The sequence below is a fragment of the Flavobacterium sp. genome, assembly GCF_025352425.1.
Taxonomy (GTDB): domain Bacteria; phylum Bacteroidota; class Bacteroidia; order Flavobacteriales; family Flavobacteriaceae; genus Flavobacterium.
On record NZ_JANXTI010000021.1, the window covers coordinates 1 to 18,144 of the forward strand.

Annotated in this window: 10 protein-coding genes and 2 pseudogenes; 10 read left to right on the forward strand and 2 right to left on the reverse strand. The window is 35.1% G+C overall.

Annotation, left to right across the window (positions count from 1 at the left end; translation table 11 throughout):
- Positions 1 to 124 (forward strand): annotated as a pseudogene (locus Q0Q99_RS02260) (IS982 family transposase); the annotation flags it as partial.
- 101 nt (positions 125 to 225) lie between these two features.
- On the opposite strand, the pseudogene Q0Q99_RS02265 reads toward Q0Q99_RS02260, so the two are convergent.
- Positions 226 to 2,378, reverse strand: a pseudogene (locus Q0Q99_RS02265) (TonB-dependent receptor).
- A gap of 478 nt (positions 2,379 to 2,856) precedes the next feature.
- Here Q0Q99_RS02265 and Q0Q99_RS02270 point away from each other — a divergent pair.
- The 8 genes from Q0Q99_RS02270 to Q0Q99_RS02305 all read left to right on the forward strand — a co-directional run bounded on the left by Q0Q99_RS02270 (position 2,857) and on the right by Q0Q99_RS02305 (position 14,152).
- A complete protein-coding gene (locus Q0Q99_RS02270; protein ID WP_293890809.1) occupies positions 2,857 to 3,393 on the forward strand; it encodes a hypothetical protein in 537 nt (178 codons plus the stop codon).
- 111 nt (positions 3,394 to 3,504) lie between these two features.
- Complete coding sequence (locus tag Q0Q99_RS02275) at positions 3,505 to 4,563, forward strand: nucleoid-associated protein (RefSeq protein ID WP_293890812.1); 1,059 nt, start codon at positions 3,505 to 3,507, stop codon at positions 4,561 to 4,563.
- Positions 4,564 to 4,701: 138 nt separating this feature from the next.
- Positions 4,702 to 6,540: a hypothetical protein gene (locus tag Q0Q99_RS02280; RefSeq protein ID WP_293890815.1), complete on the forward strand. Its 1,839-nt coding sequence runs from the start codon at positions 4,702 to 4,704 to the stop codon at positions 6,538 to 6,540.
- Positions 6,541 to 6,662: 122 nt separating this feature from the next.
- The gene (locus Q0Q99_RS02285; protein ID WP_293890817.1) at positions 6,663 to 6,923 is read left to right on the forward strand and encodes a hypothetical protein; all 261 of its coding nucleotides are present in this window, start codon (positions 6,663 to 6,665) and stop codon (positions 6,921 to 6,923) included.
- A gap of 50 nt (positions 6,924 to 6,973) precedes the next feature.
- Positions 6,974 to 7,870, forward strand: a complete 897-nt coding sequence (locus Q0Q99_RS02290; RefSeq protein ID WP_293890820.1) for an ABC transporter ATP-binding protein — start codon at positions 6,974 to 6,976, stop codon at positions 7,868 to 7,870.
- A gap of 1 nt (position 7,871) precedes the next feature.
- Positions 7,872 to 8,708, forward strand: coding sequence for an ABC transporter permease (locus Q0Q99_RS02295; RefSeq protein ID WP_293890823.1), 837 nt, complete (start codon positions 7,872 to 7,874; stop codon positions 8,706 to 8,708).
- An 85-nt stretch (positions 8,709 to 8,793) separates the two neighbouring features.
- Positions 8,794 to 13,947: a T9SS type B sorting domain-containing protein gene (locus Q0Q99_RS02300; RefSeq protein ID WP_293890826.1), complete on the forward strand. Its 5,154-nt coding sequence runs from the start codon at positions 8,794 to 8,796 to the stop codon at positions 13,945 to 13,947.
- Positions 13,948 to 13,954: 7 nt separating this feature from the next.
- Complete coding sequence (locus Q0Q99_RS02305; protein WP_293890829.1) at positions 13,955 to 14,152, forward strand: hypothetical protein; 198 nt, start codon at positions 13,955 to 13,957, stop codon at positions 14,150 to 14,152.
- 177 nt (positions 14,153 to 14,329) lie between these two features.
- Here Q0Q99_RS02305 and typA read toward each other — a convergent pair whose 3' ends face one another.
- Positions 14,330 to 16,126 (reverse strand): translational GTPase TypA, encoded by a 1,797-nt coding sequence (gene typA / locus Q0Q99_RS02310; protein WP_293890832.1) that lies wholly within the window; start codon positions 16,124 to 16,126, stop codon positions 14,330 to 14,332.
- Positions 16,127 to 16,484: 358 nt separating this feature from the next.
- Between typA and Q0Q99_RS02315 the strand changes: the two genes are divergently transcribed.
- On the forward strand, positions 16,485 to 18,008 hold the full coding sequence (locus Q0Q99_RS02315; RefSeq protein WP_293890834.1) for a PAS domain S-box protein: 1,524 nt from the start codon (positions 16,485 to 16,487) through the stop codon (positions 18,006 to 18,008).
- Positions 18,009 to 18,144: the final 136 nt, after the last annotated feature.

Consider the following 18,144-nt stretch of genomic DNA (forward strand, 5'->3'; position numbering starts at 1 on the left):
AAAATCTTTTGAAGGATTTAAAACAAGAATTTTAGCTAAAATAACAGCATTAACTTTGGTTCAATATATCAATAAATTCATATTTGATAGACCAATAAACAATATTAAAAATCAAATTATTTAATTACACCCAACGGGTTCTTTTAATTTAAGTTCAAAAGTATATTGGTTTTAGTTACTTAAAAATTTATAGTTACCGAACTGTTGTTTTTAATGGATGAATTGTTATAAATTCTTCAACTGATTGTCTTTCTTGTTGTCGCTTATCGTCCAAAAGAAACCTAAGAAGAAAAACCTATCGGCTGTTGGTGTAACTGCTTTTCTCTCAAAAGCTCCGCTGCTTACGTCTGCAGTATCTGCATAGTTGTAACCAAAGATATTCTTTGTTCCCAAAATGTTGGAAACCGAGAAATACAATATCTTTTGTTGTGATAATAAATATGCCCAATTGAAACTTAAACTACTATATGATTTTGTTTTGCCATTCATAAAAGCTGTTTCATTCGGGTTATTATATGGTCTTCCGGAACTGAATTGCTGCGTAAAACCTACCTGCGATTTCCAATCCGAAATCCAATATTTTGTTACCAATGACAAACTGTGTGCTGCCACAAAACTTGGTGTTACTTCGGCAGTATAATTTTTATAATCTCTTTTGGTATCGGTATATGAATAGGAAATCCAGTATTCCAGATTTTTAATGCTGTTACCATCTCTCCAAAAAACATCCAAACCTTTAGCATAACCTTCTCCATTATTAGAGAAATTAGAGAAAACTGCATTAGGTTGTGAATCAGTATCATATTTAACTAAATCGTCGTATTGTTTATAGTAAATTTCAGTTCGAAGCGTTCTGTTTGCTTTTACATATTGGTAATTCAAAATATAATGCGCTGCTTTTTCAGTTTTGAAATCACTTGAGTACTTTAAATACTCTTGTCGTGGCGCTTGCTCAAAATCACCATAGGCAAAAGCAAACTGACTGTTTTTTGAAATCTTATACGCCAAAGATGCTCTTGGTGAAATGCTGCTTTCGTCTATGTAATCATTGGTTGAAGCTCTTACACCGACTTTAACGGCGAATTTTTTAGAGAAGAAAATATCAGCTTCAGTATAAACAGCCGCTATATTAGAATCATAACCGTTTTTATAAGTTGTGTTGAAGTCTTCATCAAACTTGGTGGTAAAATAATCGGTTCCAAAATTCAGTTTTACCCTTTCTGAAAGCTTTTTTGTGAACTTTAATTTCAAATGTGATGCATGTTCAGCATTGTTTACTTCATTAGCATCAATGCCAATTTTATTCTGACCATAACCATAACTCAAACCGGTAAAAATTTGCCAGTTGCCGCCAAAATTACCCTTATAAGAACTGTTGAAATAGAAATTATTGTTTCTCAGATTTACTCTCACTTTCTCCGGATGATTAATGTCTTCCTGATTCAAATCAAATCGGGATGCGTCAAAAGCTGCATACGCTTTGAATATTCCATTAGCAAAATTATAACGATAGACAGTTTCTCCTGACAGCGATTGAAAAGGTTTATTCCAATCCACATTCTGTGGAATAGCGGCTTCGTAAGGTGCTAAATCTATATAAGCTGTGTTAACACTTAACGAGCTTTTTTTTTTCATTTTTGCGTATTGCTAAATCCCAAACCAACGGTCATGAGCGAAATGTCTGTTTTGTTTTGGTCGGGTTCATCCTGTGTATTCAATAACAATACACTCGACAATGCTTCTCCATATTCTGCCGAATAACCACCAGTAGAAAATGAAATTCCACTAAACAAAAACGGAGAAAATCGTCCACGAGTTGGTAAATTATTGGTGCTTGCACCATAAGGTTGTGCTACGCGAATTCCGTCAACGAAAGTTTGCGTTTCATCCGCTTCGCCACCACGAACAAACAACCTGCCATCTTCACCAACATTTTGTGTTCCTGGTAAGGTTTGTAGTGCAGCAATAATATTTCCTGCAGAACCGGCAGTAGTTACAATATCTAATGGTTTCAAAACCGAAACCCTGCTTTTTTCTCCGGCGCTAAACGTCCCGGCTGTTATGATTACGGCATCGAGCGTATTTACACTTTCCTTAAGTTTGAATGTTTTGTCTTTGCAATTGTTAGTATCAATAGCTAATTTTAGTGTTTCAAAAGTTAGAAAACTGACCACAAGAGTTTGATTTCCGAAAACCGTAGTCTGAAAGCTGAAATTTCCTTTTTCATCCGTCGACGCGCCATCATAAGTGCCATCAATAAAAACATTGGCACCAGCAACAGGCTTGTTTTTTTCATCGACTACGGTTCCGGAGATTGTTTGTTGTGCAGTACTGATATAAGCAATTAGGAGAAATGTTAATGTGCAGAATGCCTTCATGTTTTTAGTTTTGTTGCAGCAAAGTTGCATCAGGCATTAAAACTATACAATTTAAGTTTACCGAATTGTTATTTTTTGAGGATGAACTGCAAAAAAAAACCCGTTCGATGAGAACAGATTTTTTTCGTTTGAATTATTAATTATCTGACAGGATATTTATCTTTAAAAGAATGCTACTCAATAGCTTTCTTGTTATTTTTCTAATTAACTAAGGCTAAATTAGTTGTTCGTATTTTTTAAATCTAACTTAATCGTTAAACTACCGCAAAACTCGACAGCCTAACATTTATTGCAATTCTGGTGCATTTAATCGATGTTTTTTTGATAAAAATGTTTCAACAATTTATTTCGCTTCGCTTCATACAGTTTGCAATTCGTGCTCGGGTCGCAATTCAAAAAATCTTTTCAATAATTCATAATTTGCAATTCATTAATCCTAAATTAAATTTACCTTTGCTCGCTTATAAAAATTACGGTTATGATTTATAAATTCAGGGCAATTCTTGATGCAGAAGAGGATATTTTCAGGGACATTGCAATTCAGGAAGAAACTACTTTAGAGGATTTACACAACGCTATTGTCAATGCTTTTGGTTTTGACGGTTTAGAAGTTGCTTCGTTTTATACTTGCGATGACACTTGGAATCAGGAAGAGGAAATTCCGATGTTTGATACCGGTGATATTCCGGGTGAACAAAAAACAATGAGCGATTATACCTTAAATCAGTTGCTTAGCCAAGACCAGACTAAGATAATTTATGTGTACGATTTTATCAATATGTGGACATTCCTGGTTGAACTTGCAACAGTGGAAGAAGCGGTAGCCGGAGAAACTTATCCTATTTTACTATTTTCTCATGGAGAACTGCCTGCTATTGCTCCGGAAAAAGAGTTTGAAGCTGAAGGTGAAGATTTTTATTCTGAATTTGAAGACGATTTAGATGAAGATGATTTGGATGCTTTTGGTGGCGATGACAGTTTTGAAGATTACGGATTTGAAGAGAATTGGAATTAGCTCCAGAGAATAGAAAAAAGAAGCAAGAGAAAAGAATTTTAAAATATAAATGGTCAAGAATTAACTGAACTGTCTTTGTTCTTTCTTCTTGGCTTTCATCTAAAAAGAAAAATGATCAACCTATTTAACACGCACATCGAGTCATTATCCATTCACCGAGTTGGAAACAAAAACAGAAATGAGCCAGTATTTCTCTCGGAGCAACCTTATAATTTAAATGACGAAATTGTTCCTTTATTAAAGGAATATTTTTTCAAATCATTTCGTGAAAAAGAAGAAAACTATTTCCAGTTTGCCCACGAAGTTGACTTGGAATATAACGATATGTTTAACTTAGCGACGGAAATTTTCACCAATCCAGGTGATATTCACGAAGTTTCAAAGAAAATCACCAATCACCTTTTTGAGCAATCCAATCATCCGCACATCAAGAACGGTGAAGTGTATGTGGCGTATTTAACCAATTTGAATATTGATAATAATGTTGTAGATGCTATTGGTGTTTTCAAAAGTGAAATCATCTCTGACTTTATGCAGTTTGAAGAAAAAGGAAAATCTTTAGAAATGATTTTGCAACACGGCATTAATCTGAATAAACTCGATAAAGGCTGCTTGATTTTTAACTACAAAAAAGAAGAAGGCTATAAGATTTTAAGCATCGACAGCAACCGTTATGACACTCGTTATTGGTTGGAACATTTCCTTTCGGTTGATGCGTTTCAGGATGAAAATTTCATTACCAAAAAGTATTTGAAATTCTGCCAGGGATTTGCAAAAGATGTTGTTTTTCCAGCCGAAGACAAAAAAGAAGAAGTGATGTTTATGAATCGTTCGGTGAATTATTTTGCCAAAAATGATCAATTTGAAGAAAGTAATTTCCTGAACGAAGTTTTGGACAATCCCGACTTAATTCCGGAATTTAAAAACTATAAAGTCGACAAAGGCGAAAAATACAGTATTGAAGATGTGACTTCGTTTCCCATAGCAAATACTGCAGTTTCTGACGCCAGAAGGTCAATTAAAAACGTAATCAATCTGGACACACATATCCAAATCAAACTTGATTTTATAAACCCGGAAAGTGCTGAGAAATATGTAGAAAAAGGCTGGGATGAAGAGAAGCAAATGTATTATTATTTAGTATATTTCAATAAAGAACAGAAATCCTAACAATTTTGGTTGCATAAACAATCCTCAATAGTTCAAAGCTGTTGGGGTTTTTTAATAGGTAAAAGCATAAATAAAAACGTAAATTATATAAATTAAGATTGTTAAAAGCTATTATATTTGCTCAATTGGAATAATGCTATGAAATCTAAGTATCTCTACTTTTTTTTATTTTTATTCATTTACTGCCAAACTTCTCGGGCGCAGGAAAAAAACAGCGGTAACGACTCGGTTAAGGTTTATAAAAAGATAGAAGATTATTCCAAGAAAAGTAAGTTTAACAAATTGGTTTACCGGGTTTTCTTCAAATCAAAAAAAAATGTGGCGGTTTCTAAAAAAAATGCCCGAAAGCGTTTTTTTATCAAAAAAACATTTGACAGAAACGAAGGCAAAATTATTCGCGAAATTATCATTGAAACTTTAGATCCTTTTGGCTATGCAGTTGATAATTATAAAGATGAACCCGGAAATGCTTTTGAAAGATTTGGAAATAAGATACATCTTCGAACCAAGAAATGGACTATCCGGAATTTATTACTTTTTAAAAAAAATGAACCTTTAGATTCAATTGTTGCAAAGGAATCAGAACGTTTAATCAGAAGGCAACGCTATGTAAGAAGTGTTATCATTAAACCCATAGAAATTCCGAACAGCCAAGATTCAGTCGATATTTCTGTAAGGGTTTTAGATTCGTGGACCTTGATTCCTTCAGGAGCCGTTTCGGGCTCAAAAGTCAGGGCAGATTTGACCGAAAGAAACTTCTTTGGTTTAGGCCACGAAATCGAAACTGACTATACAAAAAGATTTGAGGATGGAAAGCAAGCGTACGATATTCACTACACCATTAACAACATCAAAAATACCTTTATAAAAACCATCTTTGGGTACGAGAAAGATTTAAACGATAACATTACCCGAAGCGCACGTATTGAAAGACCGTTTTTCTCTCCGTTAACACGATTGGCGGGTGGCGTTTATCTTGAAAACAGGTTCTATGTAGATTCCCTACCTGACGCCACCGGTGTTTTTGAAGATCAAGTTTTTAAATTGCAAACTCAGCAATACTGGATTGGCCATTCTTTTAAAATATTTGAAGGAAAAAGCGAGGATTTCAGAACCACCAACCTCGTAACTACTTTTGGCTATAAAGATGTTTCTTACCTGAAACGGCCTGCATTACTATATGACCCATCACAGTTTTTTGCGTCTGAAAAATTATATTTAGCAACAATTGGTATAAATAACCAAAAATTTTATGAGGATAAATATTTGTTCAATTTTGGTATTGTGGAAGATGTTCCCTATGGACAGGTTTATGCTATAACGGGTGGATTTCAGGATAAGAACAATAATCGAAGAGCCTATTTAGGGGGACGATTTGCCTATGGGGATTATTTCAATTTTGGTTATCTCGGAACAAATATTGAAATAGGAAGTTTTAATAACAGCGGTCGTAGCGAAGAAACTACCTTGAGAATTGAAGCCAATTATTTTACAAATCTGCTTTCTATTGGGAGTTGGAGAATACGACAGTTTATTCAACCAACATTGGTAATCGGAACTCACAGGGCACAAATTATAAAAGATAGGGTTACTATTTCTGATGAAAATGGGGTTTCAGGGTTTAATAACCCTTTGATTAATGGAACTAAAAAACTATTTACTTCTTTTCAAACACAAACATATTTGCCGGGAAATTGGCACGGATTTCATTTTAGTCCGTTCATTAACATGACTTTGGGGATACTTGGTGATGAAAACAACCAATTTTTTAATGATAAAATATATTCCATTTTTAGTTTGGGTGCTTTGATAAATAATGATTATTTGGTGTTTAATAGTTTTCAGATTTCATTTTCTTTCTATCCTTCCATTCCTTTTCAGGGAACCAATGTTTTTAAAACTAATACTTTTAAAAACAACGATTTAGCTTTGCCTGATTTCCAAATTGGTGAACCAACAATAGTTCCTTATAACTAATTTTTCATTACGTTTTGTAAGTATAATTATTGTAAAGCGTCAAAAAAACGTAATTCATCGATTAATTTTGGCATTTAGTCGGTACAGTGGTAAGTTTATTTTACAAAACCAAAACCAACTTCATGGAAACAAATTACATAGCAGATGGAATGGTGAAAAAACATTATCGCTGTTCACTACTCGGACACCGCTTTGTAGAAACCAAAAAAGTAAACAACCACTTTAGTGAATACGAATGTTCAACTTGCAAAATGCAGGTAACAAATGACACCAGAGGTCAAAAGATAACATTGACATCAAGGCTTAAAGACATCAATGAAACGCTTTTTTATTTGAATTTAAAAAAACAATTTCTGTCCAAATTTTACTTTCGAAAAGAGTAGTAACAAAATAAGTTTTTTATCGTCCTATTCAAAATCTTAAAAACTATTCTTTGGAATCTACTATTCTTTCTATTAAAAATCTTCACAAACGTTATGGTAAAATTCACGCCGTAAATAACGTTTCTCTTGAAATACATAAAGGTAATGTCTACGGAATTCTGGGTCCGAATGGTTCAGGGAAATCTACAACTTTAGGTATAGTATTAAACGTTGTCAACAAAACTTCCGGTGATTACAGTTGGTTTGACGGAACTATGCAAACACATGAAGCGTTAAAAAAAGTCGGCGCCATTATTGAACGCCCAAATTTTTATCCATACATGTCGGCCAAAGAGAACCTGGAATTGGTTTGCAAAATAAAAAACATTGATTATTCCAAAGTGAGTGAAAAGCTTGAAATTGTTGGACTTATTGATAGAAAAGACAGCAAATTCAAAACTTTTTCCTTGGGAATGAAACAACGGTTAGCCATAGCTTCTGCCTTATTAAATGACCCTGAAATTTTAATTCTCGATGAACCAACCAACGGTTTAGACCCACAGGGGATTCATCAGATTCGTGATATTATCCGTTTGATTGCTTCACAAGGAACAACAATTCTGTTGGCTTCGCATTTATTGGACGAAGTTGAAAAAGTGTGCAGCCATGTTTTGGTTTTGCGGGTTGGTAAGATTCTGTATAGCGGCACCGTTGATGGTATGAGCAATCAAGGAGGTTTTTTTGAACTGCAGGCAGATAGCAATTCCATACTTATGGAAACGCTAAAAAATCATCCCGAAGTTGAAAAAATTTTAGAAGCGGAAGGAAAAGTTATTGTTCACTTTAAAACCCAATTTGATGCTTCACTTTTAAATCGTTATCTCGCAGAAAAAGGGATTTTTCTAAACCATTTGGTCTATAAAAAAATGAGTCTGGAAGAACAATTTCTTGAATTAACAAAAAACTAATATGAAAAGATTACTCGCAATAGAATTACAAAAAATCTGGAAAAACCGCGCAAGCAGAATCTTAACGATTAGTTATTTTGTAATATTATCGTTTATTGCATTGATTGCTTCCATTAATATTAAAATTGGAAATTTTCAATTGCATTTTGCAGAAATGGGAATTTTTAATTTCCCTTTTATTTGGCATTTCAACACCTATATTGCCGCAATTCTTAAATTCTTTTTAGCCATCGTCATTGTCTCTATGATGGCTAACGAATACAGTTACGGAACGCTAAAACAAAACCTCATCGATGGAATGAGTAAACAAGAATTTGTACTTTCTAAATTCTTAACCGTTGTACTATTTGCATTTGTTTCTACTGTTTTTGTTTTTGTAATGTCACTTATTTTAGGCTATAGTTTTTCATCTTATACCGAATTGGGAATCGTTTTTTCTGATATAGAATATTTACTAGGCTACTTTATTAAGTTGGTTGGATTTTTCTCTTTCTGTTTGTTTTTAGGAATTCTGGTAAAACGTTCTGCTTTTGCTATAGGTTTCCTATTTGTTTGGAATATTATTGAAGGCATAGCCAATGGCGTATTGACGTTTAAAATCTTTCCAAAAAGTGATACAGCATCACAAATCACGCAATTTTTCCCATTAGAATCTATGAGTAATTTAATTGTAGAGCCCTTTACACGCTTGAGTGTTATAAAAAACATCCAAACTGCCGTTGGTGATACACATGTAAAAGACTATGATGTGCACTTTGCTTCCATTTTAATCGTTTTGGTCTGGACAGCAATATTCATTTTTTTATCCTACAAAATAATCCAAAAAAGAGATTTATAATTCAATCAACAGTCAAATCTTAAGGAAAACATAAATAGACCATGTTCTTTTTATGTTTTTCTTATTTATTTGCTAATTTTAGCGAATGAAAATGAAGCGCTTCTATTTACTTTTTGTTTTGCTTTTATCCTTAAATTGTTTCTCGCAATTTAGTAAAACCCATTATATTCCACCAGTTTCCGGTTCTACAAGTGTAACTCCTGAAGAACAGTTTATTTACATATCCACACCAAACATAAATCCTGTAAATTTCAGAATTATACAACTTGGAGGAACTACAATTTACGGAACTGTTTCCAGGGATGTTCCTTATGTTTATGATATTGGATTTGGCAGCGATACCCAAATACACGTTGACTCCAGTATAGCTGGTTCGGTTTTGAATAACAAAGGCTATATTGTTGAAGCTGATGATTTGGTTTATGTCTCGGCCAGAATTGTTGCTGGAAATGGAAATCAAGCCGGAAATATAGTTTCAAAAGGACTTGCTGCACTTGGTTTGCGTTTTAGAGTTGGCGCTTTTACTAATACCTTAGTTCAAAATTACATCGATATTCACTATACTTTTGTTTCTGTATTAGCAACCGAAAATAACACTACAGTTAACTTTAGCGGAATGAAACCCGGTGTCCAACTTGTGAATAGCGCCACGGGAAGTAATCCATTTAATGTTACCCTAAACCGGGGAGAAAGTTATGTCATGGCAGTTCAGGGACCAACTCCTGCAAATAGAGATGGGTTAATTGGATCTTTAGTTTTAGCAGACAAGCCTATAGCCGTAAACTGTGGCTCTTATGGTGGTTCGAATGCTGTGGGTAATCTTGATTTAGGTTTTGATCAAATAGTTCCGGCTGAAAGAATAACAAGCAACGATTACATTTTCATAAAAAGTACAGGTATTAACGATGTAGAAAAAATAATCCTGGTTGCTGATGAAGATAATACAGTGGTAACACTAAACGGTTCAGTACCGACTTTCACCATAATAAATGCCGGTGAATATTTATCCCTGGACGGATCTAATTACACTGCAAATGGAAATTTATTTGTAAGTGTCAACAAAAAAGTTTTTGCCTATCAAAGTATTGGTGACGATAGTGCTGTTGACCAACGAAACCAGGAAATGTTTTTTGTCCCGCCATTAAGTTGTCAAACGCCCAGGGTTATTGATAATATTCCATATATAGATTATGTTGGTACACGCCAATTTATCGGAAGGGTTACTCTTGTAACAACAACTGCGGCAACACTTAATTTTATCATTAATGGTACGAATTACACTTTAGCAAGCTTAGCAAGTATTGGAGTAAATGTAGTCGGACCATTATCAGTAACTGGGAATGCAAATTATGAAACCTATGTGTTGACCGGACTGACCGGTAATGTCTCTGTATACTCATCGGGTGAATTGTATTTGGCTGCTTATGGCTCTGAACAAGCTGCAACCTTTGGCGGGTATTATTCCGGTTTTACTTTTAAGCCCGAAGTATCCTTTAACGAAGTTGACACCACGCAATCAGGTTGTATCCCAAATTCTATTTTAAGTGTAAATTCACTTAGCCCTTTTGATGTATTTCAATGGTATTTTAATGGAAATCTAATTTCGGGCGCAACGGATAATACCTATCAACCTTTAGAAATCGGTCAACCTTTAATCAATCCTAGAGGCCATGGTCCCGGATACTATTATGTTTCAGCAACTATTGCCGGTTGTACAAGTCCGAAGGATTCAGATAATATTCCTATAAGCTCGTGCCCAAATGATACTGATAATGATGGTATAAATGATAATATTGATCTTGACAATGACAATGACGGAATTACTAATTGCACGGAATCATTTGGTGACAAAAATTTTAATCTGACCAATACAACCGTAGGAACAATTGCTATAGCTGGTAGTTATACTAATTCATACACCGGAGCAATTGCTTTTTCAGGAACAGGAGCACCTTCCGCTACTCCAATTGTTGGAGATGCCGTTGGGAATTTTGTAACAGAAGCAGCAATCGGAAAAGACAATACGGTAAGTTATACGGTTTCCAATTTTACATCGCCAATAAGTTTAGCAGTAGAATATGCATCGGTAGCCAATCCTACTGATCTATTTACATCGTCAACAGAAATAAGGATAAGCTGTCCTGTAAATAAAACATTGACTATTTTAAATCCAAACAATGAGTTGTTGATTGACACAAATTATGATGGCATTTATGAAAGTGGAATTACACAATATTCTTCTTTTGAAATTCGATTCCGATTAAATAATGCTGTTCCATTAGCAGCCGGAACCGGAACTTTTTCCGTCAGAGGAAATCTGATAAATTCAATTAAGATAACCAATATCAATCTTGCAGACACAAGCACGAGCAGAGTTGCATTGCGACTTATCGCTACCTGTATTCCAAAAGATTCAGATTTTGATGGCGTTGCTGACCAAAACGATTATGACAGTGATAATGACTCTATTGCAGATTTATACGAAGCACAAGCACAAAGTAGCATAACACTTTCGCATGTTGATGTTAATGGTGATGGAATTGATGACATTTTTAGTTCTGGAATTGTTCCGGCCGACACAGATGCAGATGGAGTTCCGAATTATTTAGATTTAGATTCTGATAATGATGGAATTCACGATTTGGATGAAGCCGGCTTTAATGTGACAGATGCTGACAGCAATGGTACAATAGACGGTGCTAATTTTGGAGCCAACGGATTATTCAATCCATTAGAAACGTCTGCTGATAGTGGAATTATAAAACCAATGTATGTACTTGCCGACACGGATGCCGACGGAATTTACAACGCCATCGAGTTGGACAGCGATAACGATTTATGTAATGACGTAATCGAAGCGGGTTATTTAGACAGTAATCTGGACGGATTATTAGGAGGAACCGCACCTCCAACTGTTAACCCCAACAACGGACTCGTAACAAGTGGCACCGGTTATGGAAATCCGAATTCAGATTATACAACTTCTGCGCCGATAATAATCAATACACAACCTCAAAATAGTACAGCCTGCGAGTTACAAAGTGCCACTTTTACTATCAGCACGAATGCCGTAAACACATATCAATGGCAGGTATCAACAGATAGCGGAGCAACATGGTCACTTATTTTCAACAATGCCACCTATTCTGGCGCAGGTACAAATGCATTAACGGTTTCTAATGTGACGCCATCAATGGTTGGTTACCAATATCGTGTGTATTTAATCAAAAACGGAAATGCCTGCGGTTTATATTCCAATGTGGCAGTACTCACAACATATCCTTTACCGGTTGTCACAACACCAATCACTTTGAAGCAATGTGACGATGATAGTGATGGAATTTCTACTTTTAATCTCACCCAAAAAAACGACGTCATTTCGGCTAATTATTTAAACGAAACCTTTACTTACTACACAACTCTTGCAGCAGCAAATTCGCAAAACAATACATTTTTGATTGCTAATCCAATTGCCTATACTTCCGGAAGTGCAAGTGTTTATGCCCGAGTTGAAAATAGCAATGGTTGCTTTAGGGTAGCCCGAATTGACTTACTGGTTTCGGTAACACAAATTCCGCCAAGTTATGTCATCCCAAATCAATACTTATGTGATGATTATCTGGATGCTATTAATAATGACAGAGACGGAATTTCCGGACCTTATGATTTTACGAGCATTACCAATAATTTACTTGCTTTTCTGCCCGGACCAAGTGCTAATTACAGTATCAAATATTATAAAACCGAAGCCGATTTCCTTGCCGAAACAGATGCTTTAGGAAATTCACTGGCAATCACAAATACTACCAACTATCGAAATATTGGTTTCCCAAATTCACAAACGATTTGGGTTCGTGTCGAAAGCACTTTGGACAATTCTTGCTATGGATACAAAACATTTAATGTTGTTGTAGAAGCTTTGCCAACAGCTAATCCGATAAACGCCAATAATATTATCCGTCAGTGTGATGATAATCAGGATGGCATTTTTGGTTTCGACACCTCAACTATTCAGGCAACTGTTTTAAATGGGCAAACTGGGGTAAATGTGAAATATTTCAGAGCTAGTGGCACCCAGCTTTCAACACCTTTGCCAAATCCATTTCAAGTAAATGGTTCAGAAACTATTACAATAAGAGTCGAAAACAATAACACACAAACCGGCGGACAACCATGCTTTGATGAAGAAACGCTACAGTTTATTGTTGACGATTTACCGGAAGCATTTGTAATTCCTTCAAATCTGACTTCAATATGTGATGAAGAACCTAATCCTGTTGACCAAAATGGATTGCACGATTTTGACACTTCAACGTTTCAATCAACCATTCTTGGAAGCCAAACCGGAGTAAATGTTTATTACTTTGACCAAAACAATAATCCGTTGCCAAGTCCGTTACCAAATCCCTTTACTACAGGAACCCAAAATATAAGAGTCGTTGTTGAAAATCCAATCAACACCACATGTACGGCACAATTAACCATACCATTTATTGTTTATCCAACCCCTAAAATAGATTTGGAAGAAAATATAATCATTTGTTTACCTGATACACAAGCCAGTATTGATGGTGGAATTTTGGATGGTACGCCAACGACAGATTATTCGTTTTTATGGTACACCAATAATGTTGCAAATGGAATAACTACTCCAACCCTAACAGTAAACACGCCCGGAATATATAGTGTTGATGTTACCAATGCTTTTGGTTGTACGAAGACAAGAGTAATCACAGTTACTGGTTCAGAAATAGCCACCATTCAATCCATAGATGTGGTTGATTTGGCAGACATCAACACGATAACGATAAATGTAAGTCCATCAAGTCTGGGCGATTACGAATTTGCCATTGATGATGTTAATGGTCCATACAGGGACAGTAACTTTTTTGAGAATGTACCTATGGGCCTTCATGACGTTTATGTTCGTGACAAAAATGGTTGTGGTTCGGTTGGTCCAATTACGGTGGCTGTGCTAGGAGTTCCACATTATTTCACACCAAATGGCGATGGCTATAATGATTATTGGAATGTAAAAGGTGTAAGCCGGGATTTTAATTATCTGTCAACAATTTACATCTTTGACCGTTTCGGAAAATTATTGAAACAAATTGGGACTACCGGTTTGGGTTGGGACGGAACATTCAACGGTCACCTAATGCCAGGAGATGATTATTGGTACAGCATTAAATTTGAAGATGGAAGAAGTGCCAAAGGACATTTTACTTTGAAACGATAATGCAATCATGAAAATAGCCATTTTTTTTATTTTTATTGGAATGGTTTCTACTGCACAGAAAATAAAAGTTTCCTCCGGAAGAATTGAAAGTTTCCTAAATTTCAAATCACACTATGTAGATGCCCGAAACGTTGATGTTTGGCTTCCGGATGGTTATTCAGCAAACGAAAAATATGCTGTACTCTATATGCATGACGGGCAATGAAAAGACCATTCTGAAAAATCATGGGCAGAACGATTGAATTTTCCGCTGGAGTTCCTGTTAAAGAAATAGCCCTAGCCCAGATTGCAGCTGGCTACCATGTAGCGCGGAAAGCTGGAAATAGCTCCTAAATAAAAACCCTCTCATCACTGAAAGGGTTTTTTTTATTGTAAAGGCAATTTATATTTTATTCCGTTTTCTATCATTTTCTGTTAAATAGATTTTACGCAAACGAATAGATTTTGGAGTTACCTCAACATATTCATCTTTTTGAATGTACTCTAACGCTTCTTCCAAGGAGAAAATAATCGGAGGAATGATTCTGGCTTTTTCATCATTACCTGATGAACGAACGTTGGACTGTTTTTTAGCCTTTGTAACGTTTATAGCCATATCATCGCTACGGGAATTTTCCCCAATAACTTGACCTTCGTAGATTTCATCATTAGGATTAACGAAGAATTTACCACGATCCTGTAATTTATCGATTGAATAGGGAATTGCTTTCCCGTTTTCCATAGAGATTAATGACCCGTTATTTCTTCCTGGAATTTCGCCTTTGAATGGTTCGTATCCAATATAACGGTGTGCCATAATTGCTTCTCCAGCAGTAGCTGTTAGCAAAAGATTTCTCAATCCAATAATTCCACGTGATGGAATGTTGAATTTCACAATCATACGTTCGCCTTTGGCTTCCATGCTCAACATTTCACCTTTACGAATAGAAACAAACTCTACTGCTCTACCTGATAAATGATCTGGTAAGTCGATTGTTAATTCTTCGATTGGCTCACATTTTTTACCCTCAATTTCCTTGATAATAACTTGTGGCTGTCCAATCTGCATTTCGTATCCTTCTCTTCTCATGGTTTCAATCAAAACTGATAAGTGAAGAACACCACGCCCAAAAACCATGAATTTATCAGCTGAATCGGTTTCACCTAATTTCATTGCCAGGTTTTTTTCCAGCTCTTTTGTCAATCTGTCTCTAATGTGTCTTGAAGTCACAAATTTTCCTTCTTTACCAAAGAATGGTGAGTCGTTAATTGTAAACAACATGCTCATTGTAGGTTCGTCGATTGCAATTGTCTGCAACGCTTCCGGGTTTTCAAAATCAGCGATAGTATCACCAATTTCAAAACCTTCCACACCAACAATAGCACAAATATCTCCGGCAATTACGCTTTCTACTTTTTTACGGCCAAGGCCTTCAAAAGTGTGTAATTCCTTAATTCTGGATTTCATTACTTTGCCATCTCTTTTTACCAAAGAAATAGGCAATCCCTCTTTTAATTCACCTCTTTCCAAACGGCCAATCGCGATACGTCCGGTGAATGAAGAGAAATCCAATGATGTAATCAACATTTGAGGTGTACCTGTAGAAACTTTTGGAGGCGGAACATGAGCCACAACCATATCTAACAAAGGTTCAATGTTTGTTGTCATATTTCTGAAATCATCAGACATCCAGTTATTTTTAGCCGAACCATAAACGGTTGGGAAATCCAACTGCCATTCCTCTGCCCCTAGTTCAAACATTAAGTCGAAAACTTTCTCGTGCACTTCTTCCGGAGTACAGTTTTCCTTATCTACTTTATTTATAACTACGCATGGTTTTAAACCTAAGTCGATTGCTTTTTGCAATACGAAACGCGTTTGTGGCATTGGACCTTCGAAAGCATCTACTAAAAGACAAACTCCGTCAGCCATGTTTAATACACGTTCCACTTCTCCGCCAAAGTCAGCGTGACCTGGAGTATCGATAATATTGATTTTTGTTCCTTTATATACAACCGAAACGTTTTTTGAAGTAATCGTAATTCCTCTTTCTCGCTCTAAATCGTTGTTATCTAAAATTAAATCACCTGTGTTTTCGTTTTCACGAAATAACTGACAGTGATACATGATTTTGTCAACCAAAGTTGTTTTTCCGTGGTCAACGTGAGCAATAATAGCAATGTTTCTTATAGATTCCATCTGTGTTTTTTTGAAGGTGCAAAGGTACACTTTATTTTTAGAATAAAAACCAATAAACAATTAGTTAACTATTTTGTAAAAATGGAGTTCAGTTTATAAAATCCTTAATAAGTTTTTGGTTAAATTCTAAAACTTATTTGAAATTATATATATTTGAGTAATGAAAAATAATTCAAATAGAATAACATTAATATACGTCCTTATTTTAATGTTTATGGCAATCATTGTCCATAAAGTATTTGTAATTTATTTGTCAGGATCGAATCTCGAATCCGTTTTCAAATACCTTTACCTAAAGGATGTACTTTTTATTGTTGTCTCAGGTTTAATCTTAAAATTCATTTTATATCAAAATGAAATGAAAAATAAATCTGTGTTTGAAAAATTACATCTGACCAATATTGAAATCAAGGAATCAAACGAACGATATGATATTGTAGCCAAAGCAACGAGTGACACTATCTGGGATTGGAAAATGAAGAATGACAGTTTTGTTTGGAACAAAGGTATACAGGGTGTTTTTGGTTATAAAAAAGAAGATGTAGGTACAACATCGAAATGGTGGTTCGACCGGATTCATCCTGAAGACAGTTTAAAAATGTCGGTTAAACTGTATTCTTTTTTAGAGCAAAAAACCGAAAAATGGCAGGATGAGTACCGTTTTCAATGTGCGGATGGGAGTTCCAAATATGTTTTTGACAGGGGATTTTTGGTTAAAGATGCCAGTGGAAAACCTATCAGAATGATTGGGGCAATTCAAGACGTTACTAAACAAAAACAGGAAGAACAGCGACTTAGGCTACTTGAAACGGTAATTACGCAGTCGAAGGACTCGGTAATGATTACAGATATTGACACTTCCGAAAGTGCCATACCAAATATTATATTCGTCAATTCTGCTTTTACTGATATGACAGGTTATCCCGCAGATGAAGTGATTGGGAAATCTCCTGAAATGTTCTTCGGAAAAAAATCAGACATTTTAGAATTTGACAAACTAAAGACAGCTATTCAGGAATATAAAGAATGCTTTATTGAAACTATAAGTTATAAAAAGAGTGAGGAGGAATTTTGGGTTAACTTTTCGATGATTCCCGTAACAGATAAAGAAGGAGAACATTCGCATTGGATTTCGATACAAAGAGATGTTACCGAGGAAAAAGAAAGAGAAAAAGAAAGAGAACAACTCATACGGGAGTTAACCCAGAACAATAAGGATCTAAAGCAGTTCTCTTATATTACTTCACATAACTTAAGGGCGCCATTATCCAATTTAACCGGACTACTAAACCTTATTGAGGATATCACTATTGAAGATCCGGAATTAAAAGAAATAATCACCGGGTTTTCAAAATCAACCCATTTATTAAATGAAACGATAAACGATTTAGTTAAGGTAATAATCATTAAAGACAACCCTTCAATTCAAAAAGAAAAAGTATTGATTAAAGACGTATTCGAAAATGTGTTTAACCAACTTAGTTTCCTGATTAGCGTTCACAAACCTATTCTGAAAATTGATTTAGAAGACGTCACAATTTTAGATATAAACAAATCGTATTTAGAAAGTATTTTTCTAAATTTACTAACAAATGCTATAAAATATAGAGATCCTGTTAGACAATTAAGAGTTACTGTTGGGACTAAGTTAGTAGACGACAACCTAATAATAACATTCAAGGACAACGGAATAGGTATAGATTTGGATAAGAATATGGATAAGATTTTTGGGCTGTATCAACGATTCCACAATTACCCGGATAGTAAAGGTTTAGGGTTGTATTTAGTTAAATCTCAGGTTGAAAGTATGGGTGGAACTATTTCAGTCGCAAGTAATGTTGGAAAAGGAACTACATTTACTATAGTTTTTAAGTATAATTAACCCGTTGGGTGTAATTATTTGAAGTAAAATAAATTGATTAGATATTGGTCAAGATACTGAAATTCAGTATCTTGATGTCGCCAAACAAACCAATATCTATGTCAAATATAGTAAAAAATTATTTTAGAGTTTTAGA